This is a genomic window from Flavobacterium poyangense, assembly GCF_011751075.1.
In the GTDB taxonomy this organism is placed as follows: Bacteria; Bacteroidota; Bacteroidia; order Flavobacteriales; family Flavobacteriaceae; genus Flavobacterium; species Flavobacterium poyangense.
Window position 1 is genome coordinate 468,013 of record NZ_JAALLN010000002.1, and the last position, 12,682, is coordinate 480,694.

At 33.9% G+C, this 12,682-nt stretch carries 11 protein-coding genes; 7 read left to right on the forward strand and 4 right to left on the reverse strand.

Going from position 1 to position 12,682, the window contains the following annotated elements:
- Positions 1 to 9 precede the first annotated feature (9 nt).
- The gene (locus tag G3A47_RS06835) at positions 10 to 1,320 is read right to left on the reverse strand and encodes a phenylacetate--CoA ligase family protein (RefSeq protein ID WP_166921435.1); all 1,311 of its coding nucleotides are present in this window, start codon (positions 1,318 to 1,320) and stop codon (positions 10 to 12) included.
- 133 nt (positions 1,321 to 1,453) lie between these two features.
- Here G3A47_RS06835 and purD point away from each other — a divergent pair, with 133 nt between their 5' ends.
- Complete coding sequence (purD, locus tag G3A47_RS06840) at positions 1,454 to 2,728, forward strand: phosphoribosylamine--glycine ligase (RefSeq protein ID WP_166921436.1); 1,275 nt, start codon at positions 1,454 to 1,456, stop codon at positions 2,726 to 2,728.
- Here purD and G3A47_RS06845 read toward each other — a convergent pair.
- Positions 2,720 to 2,950, reverse strand: a complete 231-nt coding sequence (locus G3A47_RS06845; protein ID WP_047774628.1) for a DUF6341 family protein — start codon at positions 2,948 to 2,950, stop codon at positions 2,720 to 2,722. The genes purD and G3A47_RS06845 overlap by 9 nt on opposite strands.
- A gap of 138 nt (positions 2,951 to 3,088) precedes the next feature.
- On the opposite strand from G3A47_RS06845, the gene G3A47_RS06850 reads away from it, so the two are divergent.
- The gene (locus G3A47_RS06850) at positions 3,089 to 4,018 is read left to right on the forward strand and encodes a DUF6427 family protein (RefSeq protein ID WP_166921437.1); all 930 of its coding nucleotides are present in this window, start codon (positions 3,089 to 3,091) and stop codon (positions 4,016 to 4,018) included.
- On the opposite strand, the gene upp is transcribed toward G3A47_RS06850, so the two are convergent.
- Positions 4,013 to 4,666, reverse strand: a complete 654-nt coding sequence (gene upp, locus G3A47_RS06855; protein WP_166921438.1) for a uracil phosphoribosyltransferase — start codon at positions 4,664 to 4,666, stop codon at positions 4,013 to 4,015. The two genes, G3A47_RS06850 and upp, sit on opposite strands and share 6 nt — an antisense overlap.
- A 113-nt stretch (positions 4,667 to 4,779) precedes the next feature.
- On the opposite strand from upp, the gene G3A47_RS06860 reads away from it, so the two are divergent.
- Entirely contained in the window at positions 4,780 to 5,385 is a 606-nt protein-coding gene (locus tag G3A47_RS06860) for a DUF4254 domain-containing protein (RefSeq protein ID WP_166921439.1), read from the forward strand.
- Between the two features lie 43 nt (positions 5,386 to 5,428).
- Positions 5,429 to 6,439: a glycosyltransferase family 9 protein gene (locus G3A47_RS06865; protein WP_166921440.1), complete on the forward strand. Its 1,011-nt coding sequence runs from the start codon at positions 5,429 to 5,431 to the stop codon at positions 6,437 to 6,439.
- Positions 6,440 to 6,513: 74 nt separating this feature from the next.
- Here the strand turns inward: G3A47_RS06865 and G3A47_RS06870 are convergent, their stop codons facing one another.
- The gene (locus tag G3A47_RS06870) at positions 6,514 to 7,566 is read right to left on the reverse strand and encodes a ferredoxin--NADP reductase (protein ID WP_166921441.1); all 1,053 of its coding nucleotides are present in this window, start codon (positions 7,564 to 7,566) and stop codon (positions 6,514 to 6,516) included.
- Between the two features lie 128 nt (positions 7,567 to 7,694).
- On the opposite strand from G3A47_RS06870, the gene G3A47_RS06875 reads away from it, so the two are divergent.
- The 3 genes from G3A47_RS06875 (at position 7,695) to porW (ending at position 12,682) form a co-directional block, all read left to right on the forward strand.
- On the forward strand, positions 7,695 to 9,155 hold the full coding sequence (locus G3A47_RS06875; RefSeq protein ID WP_166921442.1) for a DUF5687 family protein: 1,461 nt from the start codon (positions 7,695 to 7,697) through the stop codon (positions 9,153 to 9,155).
- A gap of 124 nt (positions 9,156 to 9,279) precedes the next feature.
- Positions 9,280 to 9,975: an ABC transporter ATP-binding protein gene (locus tag G3A47_RS06880; RefSeq protein WP_166921443.1), complete on the forward strand. Its 696-nt coding sequence runs from the start codon at positions 9,280 to 9,282 to the stop codon at positions 9,973 to 9,975.
- Positions 9,976 to 10,063: 88 nt separating this feature from the next.
- Positions 10,064 to 12,682 carry a type IX secretion system periplasmic lipoprotein PorW/SprE gene (gene porW, locus G3A47_RS06885; protein WP_166921444.1) on the forward strand — a complete coding sequence of 873 codons (2,619 nt, stop codon included), beginning with the start codon at positions 10,064 to 10,066 and terminating at the stop codon, positions 12,680 to 12,682.

Below are 12,682 nucleotides of genomic sequence, written 5' to 3' on the forward strand. Positions count from 1 at the left end.
AGATTTTATTTATAAATAAGATTTAAATTGTTTTAGTTTCCCTCTATTGGTTCTTTCTAAAACCGTTTTTCGGACGAAACTAAAATTTAAATTAGGTTCCAAATACAGGGCAATTGCTTCTTCTATTTTTTGAATTTGATTAGCATCTAATTCATAATCACTTATATATTCAATTTCAAAAGTATCTAACTGTGTTTGTTTGATGATAAACTCTTTTACATTTCCATCGTCTTCAATTATGCTTTTGGTAACATAGTAAAACGTCAATCCGGGTGCCTTTTTCCCACTTGGCAAGAGCGCGACATCATTGGTTCGTCCAATGAGTTTTTTTAGAATTGGTTTTTGAAGGGTGCTTTTTTCGTCCAAAATTCCGATGTCGCCAATATCGTATCGGATAAACGGATTTGCTTTGTTGAACAAAGAAGTAATCACGATTCGACCTTCTTTTCCGTACGGTAAAACCTGATTATTTTCATCCAAAATTTCAACAAAAAGTGTTTCTGAGTTTACCTGCCATTCACCTTTTGGGTTTTCAAAAGCAATTAAATCCAATTCTGAAGCTCCATATTCATTGATAATCGGAATTCCGAATTGTTTTTCTAAGAGTTTTTTATCCGATTCAAAAAGCATTTCCGAAGTAACAAAACAAGCTTTAAGCGTTGGGCAAATGTCTTTTAAAACACTATTTTTTTTCTCTAAAAATTTAGCAAACAAAACAATAGAACTGGTATAACCGTTGAGGTAATCGAATTTTTTTGTTCTGAATTTCTTCAGGAATTTCTCCAAAACTTCATCAGATAAGTCAAAAACAGGAAATCGGAAACGGTTGCCTAAATAATCTTTAAAGCGTTCTTTTCGGTAGCCAACAAAATCCATCGGAATACCATAAAACCGGGCCTGATACGAATGATTAAAATCGATTCCGAACCAGCCAAAACGCATACTGTTTGAAGCCCAGGTTAAGGCATGAGAATATTTATCTTTTGCAAAAACAAAGGGCGTTCCGCTGGATCCGGATGTTTTGTTGCGATATACATTTTTTAAGGTGTACCCTTTAGAAAGTCTCTCTTGCAGTGGTTTTTGCAAATTTTGCTTGTTCAAAACAGGTAAATCCTCCCATTTTTGGGCAATTTTAGTTCCAACTAATTCGTTATAAAAAGGATTATTTTGCAAATGAAAATCAACAATTTCGTTTTTTTGTTTTTCAAGAAATACTAAAAATTCTTTCTCAGAAAGACGGCTAATGGCATCTAAATCAGCTTTTGCTTTCTTTATCGGAAAACCATTTAATTGAAGGGAAAAGTCAAAAAGAGAAATCATTAGAAGACTAAATTTTCTTCAAAAATAATATTATCCATTTACTAACAGCGAGCAATCAACAACTTTTTAAGATTTAATTATTTTTTACGTTCAAAAGCAATTATTTTTGCACCACAACTAAATACAACAACACATGACAATTTTACTATTGGGATCAGGCGGAAGAGAGCATGCATTTGCATGGAAAATGATCCAGAGTCCGCTTTGCGAAAAACTTTTTGTTGCACCCGGAAATGCCGGAACTGCTGGTATTGCCACAAATGTTGCAATGTCTCCAACCGATTTTGATGCGATAAAAGCATTTGTATTACAGGAAAAAGTGAGTATGGTAGTCGTTGGGCCTGAAGATCCATTGGTAAGAGGGATTTACGATTATTTCAAAAATGACGAAAGTTTAAAACATATTCCGGTTATCGGGCCATCTAAATTAGGAGCTCAATTAGAAGGAAGTAAAGAATTCGCTAAAGAGTTCTTAATGAAACACAACATTCCGACTGCAGCGTACGACAGCTTTACGGCTGAAACAGTTGAAAAAGGATGTGATTTTTTAGAAACATTACAACCTCCTTATGTTTTAAAAGCAGACGGTTTAGCGGCCGGAAAAGGAGTTTTGATTATTCAGGATCTGGAAGAAGCAAAAACTGAATTGAGAAACATGCTGGTTCATCAGAAATTTGGTGCAGCGAGTTCAAAAGTTGTTATCGAAGAATTTTTAGACGGAATCGAATTAAGTTGTTTTGTTCTGACTGACGGTAAAAGTTATAAAATTTTACCAACAGCTAAAGATTACAAACGAATTGGAGAAGGAGATACAGGATTGAATACAGGCGGAATGGGAGCAGTTTCTCCGGTTCCTTATGTAGATGCCGTTTTGATGGAAAAAATTGAAACACGCATCGTAAAACCGACAATTGAAGGTTTTCAGAAAGATGGAATCGAATACAAAGGATTTGTATTTATTGGTTTAATCAATGTGAAAAACGAACCAATCGTTATTGAATACAACGTAAGAATGGGTGATCCTGAAACGGAAGTGGTAGTACCAAGACTAGAATCTGATTTAGTTGAATTGTTCTTGTCTGTAGCCAATCAGGAATTGGATAGTTTTGATTTGAAGGTTGATCCGAGAAGTGCCACAACAATTATGGTGGTTTCAGGAGGATATCCGGAAGATTTTGAGAAAGGAAAAGTAATTACCGGTCTGGAAAATATTACAGATTCTATTGTTTTCCACGCGGGAACAAAATTAGAAGACGGAGCTGTTTTAAGTAACGGAGGTCGTGTATTGACGATTACTTCTTATGGAGATGATTTCCAACAAGCCATAAAAAAATCTTACCAAAACATAGATAAACTAAATTTTGATAAGATGTATTTTAGAAAAGATATCGGCTTCGACTTACTTTAAGAAAGAGTGAGCCGTAGTATCTTGATTTTCTGTTCCTGCAGCATCAAAAATACGTAATTGTTTAATCCAATATACGATTGCTGCAGAACAAATAATCATGAAGATCCAGTTAATTGTGTTTGCACCAAACCAAGTAATTAGCTCTAAACGACGTAAAAAGTCAAGTGGAGCAAATAAAATGTTAACAAATAAGTATTGTATTCCTTCAAAAAAAGCTGTCATAATTTATAAAATTATATGTTATTTATTGTTTTGTAACGCATTGAAGCTAAAATTCAATTGATCGAATCTTTTTCAACTTGTTGGTTTTCCTTTTAAACAAGTATTATATTTACAGTCACAAAAGTATAAAATATCCTTATGATAACAAGTGTTTTTAAAAAATCTACGCCATTAAATTATTCATTGGTCGTAATTTTAATACTGGTTTTCTTTTTTCTTTTTCAAATTCAGGAACCTTCATGGATCAGTTCTCCATTTTTGGCGTTCCAAAAAGTAAGTCTTTTGTGCTTTATTTTTGCTTCTTTTTTCCTGATTAATTTTATAGTAAAGAAGAACGGACTCAGTAAAGACAACGGTTATTCGATATTTTTTTACTTATTGTTCTTATTGTTTTTCCCTACAATATTTAATGATTCGAATGTAATCTATGCGAACTTTTTTATTCTGTTAGCTCTTCGAAGGTTAATCTCCCTGCAGTCTCTGAAGGCTTCAAAAGAAAAAATATTTGATGCTGCTTTTTGGATTTTAATAGCTTCTTTATTTCAATTTTGGTGTATTCTTTTCCTGATCTTGGTTTTTATATCGATTATTTTCCACGTTTCAAACGATTACAGAAACTGGGTACTGCCTTTTATAGCGCTTTTTGCTGTTAGTGTGATTTTTTTATTGATCTCTTTGATTTTTCATATTGATGCCATTCAATTTTTTGAAAAACGTGCTGTAGTGGATTTCAGTATAGATTATTTTAAGAACAATTACGAAAACGCAGCGCTTTCAATATATACGGCTGTAGCTTTATTTTTTGTTTTTTCAATGTTAACAACCTTTTCAAACAGGCCACAAATTGTGCATTCGTCATACAAAAAAGTAGTAGCCTGTTTTTTTATAGCGGTTATTGTTTTTATTGTTTCACCAAATAAAAGCAATGATTTACTGTTGTTCAGTATTGCACCATTGACTATTATGGCCTCAGGACACGTAGAGTATATACAGCAAAAATTAAATAACGAAATTGTCTTTTATGTACTTATTGCGTGTAGTTTATTTTTGTTTTTATCACAATTATAGTTTACTCCCATAAGCAAGATCACCCGCATCACCAAGACCCGGGATAATGTAATTTTTCTCATTTAATTTTTCATCTAAAGAAGCAACCCATAGGTGGCAATTGTCCGGAAGATTCTTTTCGAGATACGCTATACCTTCAGGAGCAGCAATCACAACCATAATATGAATTTCGTTTGGAGTTGCATTCTGAACTAATTTTTCATGAACCGCAACTATAGATTGCCCCGTGGCCAACATGGGATCAAGAAGCAGAACGGTTTTATTATTGATGTTTGAAAGGGCTTGATATTCAACTAAAATTTCAAAGGCATCATCATTATTCGGATGATGTCTGCAAGCCGAAACAAAACTGTTTTCCGCATGATCAAAATAATTTAAAAACCCATTGTGTAGGGGTAATCCGGCCCGCAAAATAGAGCATAAAACCAAATCTTCACTTATTTCGGTTGTTTTTTTAATCCCAAGTGGCGTCTGAATTTCGACACTTTTATAGGACAAAGTTTTGCTTAGTTCGTAGGCCATAATTTCGCCAATTCGCTCTATGTTTCTTCGGAAACGCATGCTGTCGTTCTGAACGTCTACATTTCGAATTTGACCTAAAAAATGGTTCAGCACACTGTTATCTTCCGATATATAATGAATTTTCATAATGAATTTTTAGAATTGTTAGGATGTATCCTTTATTTATGACGAAAAAGTAAAGGTTTTTTTCGGACTATAAAAGTATAAAAAGTATCTTTGTCTCTCTAAAAAATAAAGACATGTTTTCAAAATTAGCATATTCGGTTTTCGAACAAAGTATCAAAGATTATCATCAGTTTGATAATGTTGATCAACCTATAAACAATCCGTTTCCAAAAGATAAATTTGAACATTTATTGTATTTAAAAAACTGGATTGACACTGTTCAATGGCATTTTGAAGATATTATTCGTGATCCGCAAATTGATCCCGTAGCAGCTTTAACTTTAAAAAGAAGAATTGATGCTTCTAACCAGGAACGTACAGATATGGTGGAGTACATCGACAGTTACTTTTTGCAAAAATACAGTGATGTAAAAGTAAAAGACGGTGCAAAAATCAACTCTGAAAGTCCGGCTTGGGCATTTGACAGATTGTCTATTTTGGCATTAAAAATTTATCATATGCATGAAGAAGCTACTCGGGCAGAGGCTTCACAAGAGCACAGAGATAAATGTCAGGAAAAATTGAATGTTCTTTTAGAGCAAAGAAGTGATTTATCTACAGCAATTGAAGATTTGCTGACAGATATCGAAAATGGAGATAAATTCATGAAAGTGTACAAACAAATGAAAATGTACAACGATGATGATTTAAATCCTGTTTTATATCAGAACAAAAAATAGTTTGACAGCAAAATTGTCTAAGACTATTCAACATATAGCCGTCATGCGACTCTCTGCAATGGGAGATGTTGCCATGACGGTTCCTGTTTTACGCGCTTTTGTAAAACAGTATCCGACTGTAAAAATTACGGTGATTTCACGCCCGTTTTTTAAGCCTTTTTTTGAAGGGATTCCCAATCTGGATTTTTTTGCTTTTGATGAAAAAGAACGCCACAAAGGTTTTCCTGGGCTTCTGAGATTGTTTAAAGACGTAAAAAAACTCAAAATTGATGCTTTTGCAGATTTACACAATGTTCTAAGATCTAAAATTGTGAGTTTACTTTTTGCTTTAAGTGGGAAAATAAGAGCCACAGTTAACAAAGGACGTGAAGGGAAAAAGGAATTGACACGTGTCGAAAATAAAATTTTTGCACCACTGCCATCGATGTTTGAGAGGCATGCTGAGGTGTTTGAAAAATTAGGTTTTCCCGTTGATTTATCGAATCCTGAATTTCCGAAGAAAGCGGTACTGAGTGCTGAAATCACAGATGTAATTGGAGAAAGTTATCAAAAACTAATCGGAATTGCGCCTTTTGCCCAATATGATTCTAAGGTGTATCCTTTGGATTTCATGGAAGAAGTGATCGCAAAACTGGCCGATAATAAAGAACAAACTATTCTGCTTTTTGGAGGAGGAAAGAAAGAAATCGAAATTTTAGAATCACTTTCAAAGCCTTTTAAAAATGTAATCAATGTAGCCGGTAAAATTAAATTTCAACAAGAGCTAAAAATAATCAGCAATCTTGATGTAATGCTTTCTATGGATTCCGGAAATGCACATATTGCTGCGATGCTGGGCGTAAAAGTGGTAACACTTTGGGGAGCTACCCATCCGTATGCGGGATTTTTACCGTTTAATCAAAGCCTTGATGATGCGTTGGTTTCAGACCGAAATCTGTATCCCAATTTACCAACTTCTGTTTATGGAAATAAAATAGTAGAAGGTTATGAAGATGCGATGAGAACCATTTCTCCAAAGAAAGTGGCAAAAAAAATCCAAAGCTTAGTAGGATAAAAATCCAATAAAAAAAAATCCAAATTCCAATTATAAGGCTGGAATTTGGATTTTTTTTATTAGAATTTCATTTTTTAAACATCATCAAAATCTACATAAATAGTTTCCGATGTCGGATGCGCCTGGCAGGTTAAAACCAAACCGGAAGCGATTTCTTTGTCTGTTAAAATAGAATTTTTAGTCATTTCTGCTGATCCTGTTGTGATACGTGCTAAACAGCTGCTGCAAATTCCGCCCTGGCAGGAATAAGGAGCATCAATTCCCTGTTTTAATGCTGCATCAAGAATAGTTTGTTTTTGAGACATTTCAAAAGAAACTTCTTCATCATCAACCAAAACTGTAATTTTTGAGTGACCTTCCAGCGATGTATTGATTTGATTTTCTTTAGTAGAAGAAGTAAAAAGTTCAAACTTAATAGCAGATTCTTTTATGTTTTTCTCTTTTAGAATACCCGAAACGGTATTGATCATTTCTTCAGGACCACACAAGTAGAATTTGTCAAATTGTAGTTCTTTGTGTTTGTTATTCAATACAAAATTCACAGCTGATTTGTCAATTCTGCCAAATAAAGCATTCTCTGCTTTTGCCTGGCTAAATACATAATGCACGAATAAACGCCCTACATATTGCAATTGCAAATCGTGTAATTCCTGGTGAAAGATCGTTTCTTCAGGTGTTTTGTTTCCGTAAACCAATACAAATGAGCTTTTTGGTTCACTTTTTAAAACTGATTTTATAATAGAAAGAACAGGTGTAATTCCGCTTCCCGCTACAAAAGCAGCGTAGTTTCTTTGTCTTTCAGCATCCGGTTCAAAGGTAAATTTTCCTTCAGGATGACCTACTTCAAGCACATCTCCGGCTTTTAATTTGGTGTTTGCAAATTGCGAAAACAAACCATTTTTAACCGCTTTTACTGCAATTCTCAGCTCGCCGCTTTCTGGTCCTGAGCAAATAGAATAAGCACGTCTAATTTCTTGATTATCAAGAGTTAGTTTTAGATTTATATATTGTCCGGCAATAAACTTATAGTCCGGTTTTAGTTCTTCGGGAACATTAAAAAGGACAGAAACCGCATCGACAGTTTCACGTTTAACCTCTTTAATTATGAGTTTTAAGAATGAAGGCATGATTTGATATTTTCTGCAAAAGTAGCAAACAACGGCTAATTGATGGTAACGAAATTATTTTTTTTAACTTTTTTTGTAACGTTTACTTACATTTGATCTCTTACTACAAAACTGAAAACCAAACAACCATGATTAAAAAGTTTATTTACCTCGAATGGAAAGCCTTTATCCGATCGGCTTCATTCGGTTCTAATTTGGCCTTGAAAATTCTGATCGGTTTTTTGATGATCTATTTTTCAATTGTTTTTGTCGGATTGGGTGTCGGAGCTTTTTATGTGTTAAAAAAAATGAATCTCGAGCCATTAGTAACGGTTAACAGATTTCTAATTTATTACTTTTTATCCGACTTAGTGATTCGATTGTTGATGCAGGCTATTCCTGTACTTAATATAAAACCATTACTGGTTTTGCCTTTTAAGAAACCAACCATTGTTCATTTTTCGTTAGGCAAAACAGTTTTGTCTTTTTTTAATTGGGCACATGCTCTTTTCTTTCTGCCTTTTTCGATCGTATTAGTTATTGAAGGCTATGATATTATAGGTGTGATTTGTTGGCATCTGGCTATTCTTTCGTTAGTATATATAAATAATTTTCTGAATATCATTTTGAGTAATATCGACAAATTATTTGTTGTTTTTGTGGCAATAATTTTGGCTTTAGGAACAGCGCAATATTATAAGATATTTGACATTACCATTTTTACAACCTCCTTTTTTCAAGGGTTTTATAGCATAAAAGGAATTGTTTTAATTCCGGTTTTGATTTTAGTTGGTTTGTACGGATTTACATTTAAGTATTTTAAAAACAATTTATATTTAGATGCCGGACTTTCTAAAAAAGAAGACATTGCCACCACAGAAAATCTTTTATGGCTGAATCAGTTTGGGACTTTGGGAACATTTCTTAAAAATGATATTAAATTGATTAAGAGAAATAAGAGGTCAAAAACAACGATCGTAATGAGTGTTCTCTTTTTATTTTACGGTTTGATCTTTTTTGGAAATTCTAAGCAACCGGAAGTGATGCATATTTTTGCGGGAATATTTGTTTCGGGTGGTTTTTTATTTGTTTTCGGACAATTTGTACCCAGCTGGGACAGTTCGTATTATCAATTGATGATGACGCAAAATATTCCCTATCGCAGTTATATTACTTCAAAATGGTGGCTGATTGTTATTGCTACTTCTGTTACGACAATTTTGGCTTCTTTTTACCTTTTTTACGGATGGGAAGTATACTTACTTATCGTAGTAGGAGCGATTTATAACATTGGTGTTAACTCTCACCTGGTACTTTTTGGGGGCGCTTTTAACAAAACACCAATTGATTTGAGTAATGCAGGAGGCGCTTTTAGTGATAAAAAAGCTTTCAATATTAGCGCAATGTTATTGGCTTTGCCAAAAATCGTATTGCCGGTGGGGCTCTATGGTATCGGTCTTTATTTAGGAGATAAAATACTCGGACTAGGATTGGTTGCAGGTGCCGGATTTTTAGGTTTTATTTTTAGAAATAAAGTCTTTTCGTTAATCGAAAAAAGATACAAAACAGAAAAATACAGCGTGATAAGTGCTTATAAAGAAAAGAATTAAAGTATTACCAACCCAATCGTACCTAACACGAAAAAATAGATTTCATTTATAAAAAAAGGATGCAAAGCACACCCATTTTTTAAATCTAAAATCAACAATCTAAAATTTAAAATAACCAATTACCATGATACAAGTAAGTCAGCTTTCAAAAAAATACAATGGGACAACAGTTTTAAATATTGAGCATCTTGAAATTCCAAAAGGACAAAGTTTCGGATTGGTTGGGAATAACGGAGCCGGAAAAACAACTTTTTTCAGTTTGCTGTTAGATTTGATTCAGCCTTCTACAGGAAATATTAAGAACAGTGATATTCAGGTAAACACAAGTGAGAATTGGAAATCGTTTACCGGTTCTTTTCTCGACGAAAGTTTTCTGATCGGGTATTTAACCCCTGAAGAGTATTTTTATTTTATCGGAGATTTACGTCACCAGAATAAAGCAGATGTTGATGCATTGTTAGCAAAACATGAGGAGTTTTTTAATGGAGAAATCTTAAAAAATAAAAAATACCTGCGCGATTTATCTAAAGGGAATCAGAAGAAAGTTGGTATAATTGCTACTCTTATCGGTAATCCTGAAGTGATTGTTCTCGATGAGCCTTTTGCCAATTTAGATCCTACAACCGTAAGCCGATTAAAAAAAATCATCAAAGAATTAGCAGAAGATGCCAACGTAACGGTATTGGTTTCCAGTCATGATTTACAACATACGGTAGAAGTTTGTGATCGAATTGTAGCACTCAATAAAGGCGAAATTGTTAAAGATATTCAAACTTCAAAAGAAACCTTACAAGAATTGGAATCGTTTTTTGCGGTATAAATTTCTATATTACAAAAAGAAGCGTATTTTTACAAGTCATTATACTAAAAATCGTTTTTAGAAGTTAAATGATTTAAACTCTTTTCTATTGAAAAAGAATACTCTTAAATATAGCTTTTTTCTGGTGTTTTTCTTTCTTTTGATAGCCTGTTCTACCAAAAACAACACTTTTTTGTCTCGAAATTCCCACGCCTTAAGCACAAAATACAATATTTTGTACAATGGAGGGATAGGTTTAGAGAAAGGATTACAATCGATTCAGGGCAATAATCAGGATAATTTCTGGAAAATGTTGCCTATAGAAAAAATGCAGGTTGATGAGAATTTCGCCGATGATAATAAAGCTAAAAATGCGGACTTCGAGAAAGCTGAAACGAAAGCTACAAAAGCCATCCAGAAACACTCCATGAACATTGGCGGACGCGAAAAGAATTCTCAAATAGATGAGGCTTATCTGATGTTAGGAAAAGCCAGATACTACGATCAGCGTTTTATTCCGGCTTTAGAAGCATTCAATTATATTTTATACAAATATCCCAACAGTAGTAATATCTATACTGCAAAAGTCTGGCGTGAGAAAACCAATATGCGTTTGGGAAATGATGCGATTGTTGTGAAAAACATTAATCTGTTATTGAAAAATACAGATTTGAGTAAGCAAACTTTTTCAGATGCCAATGCTTTACTGGCAGAAGCTTTTCTAAATTTAGAAAAGAGAGACAGTGCCATTACCAAACTTAAAATTGCCGAAGAGTTTAGCCGAATAAACGAAGACAAAGCCCGATACCGTTTTATTCTAGGGCAGTTGTATCAGGAAGACGGAAAAAAAGACAGTGCGATCTATTTTTACGACGGGGTTATTGATATGAATCGAAAAGCCGATCGGAAATACATGATGCATGCTTATGCAAAAAAAGCACAACTGTATGATTATGAAACGGGTAACGATACCATTTTTTTAGAAACCTACAATAAGTTAGTTGAAGATCGTGAGAACAGACCATATTATGATGTACTGTTTTTTGAAATGGGTGTCTTTTTTGATAAAAGGAAAGAACAGGAAAATGCACTCAAATTCTATAATAAATCGCTGGGCAGAAAATCCAAAGATTCTTATCTGATTGCCTCTACCTATAGGAATATTGGGAATATGTATTTTAAAAATACAGATTATACAATGGCTGCAAAATATTACGACAGTACATTGGTAAAATTAGATCCGAAAAGCAGGGAGTTTGCTTTTATAGAAAAAAACAGGAAAAACTTAGACAATGTTATAAAATACGAGGCCATTGCAAAACGCAATGACAGTATTATCAGGGTATATGGTATGCCGGTTGCAGACCGAAAAAATTACTTTGAAGATTACATTGCCGAGCTCAAAAAGAAAGACGAAGCCAAACGTATTCTTGAAGAGAAAGAAAAAGAAAAACTGGCTAATGTAGAGCGTAATTCAAAAGCAGACAGTGAGCCAACAGCTGTTAATCCTCAATCGCAACCCGGCGCTGTTCCTCCCGGAATAGGAAAATTTAATCCGCCGTCTGACAATGAGGCTACAAGTACCTTTTATTTTTATAACCCAACAACGGTTGCTTACGGTAAGTTGCAATTTAAAAAAGCCTGGGGCAATAGGATTTTAGGAGGTTACTGGAGAATGGCTTCGGCAAAAGCGGCAAATGATGATGCGATATTAAAAGAAGCCGCAGAAATGAGTCGGGATTCTTTAAATGCTATAAAAGATACTATTGTTATCGAAAAATATACCACTGCATTTTATGAAAAACAACTTCCCGCTACTGAGGCTGCTATGGACAGTATTGGAAAAGAACGCAATTTTGCTTATTACCAGTTAGGGCTTATTTATAAAGAAAAGTTTAAAGAATACTATTTGGCAAGTGGAAAGCTGGAGCAATTATTGAAAAATAATCCGGAAGAGAAACTGATTTTACCTGCCATGTACAATTTGTACAAGATTTACGAAATTACAGATCCAAAGAAAGCCCAGGAGATAAAATCGAAAATTACAGCGAACTATCCGGATTCGAGGTATGCACAAATCTTAAATCATACCAATAACGATGATTTGGCATTACCGGAGAAAGAATATCAAAAATGGTATAAATTATTTCAGGAACAACAATTTGATACGGTGCTGGACAATATCGATAATCTGATTAATCAGTATGCAGGCGATGAAATTGTTTCTAAGTATGAATTGCTGAAAGCAAATACATTAGGAAAAGTAAACGGTCTGGCTGCCTATAAAAAAGGTCTGGAAAATGTTGCTGACAATTATCCGAATAGTGTAGAAGGGAAAAACGCCCGTGAAATTTTAGAAAAACAAGTACCAAACTTAGAGAAACTTGAGTTTACTGCTATTGATGGTCAGAATTGGAAAATTATCTATCCGATTGCCAGCGATGATAGTAAGACCGGAAAAAAAGTGGAAGAAGCAATTCATAAGTTTTTAGACATAGAAAATTTCTTAAAACTTAGAACCTCTATTGATAAGTACACTAAAACCCAAAGTTTTGTGGTTATTCATGGTATAAAGTCAGAAGCATATGCCAATGACCTTGCCGGTGTTTTTAGAGACGATAAAAAATACAAAATCTCAAATAAGTCAATCATTATTTCGAGTGAGAATTATAAGATAGTACAAATTAAAAAAAATATTGAAGCTTACGTAGCCCCCAAAACCCCATAA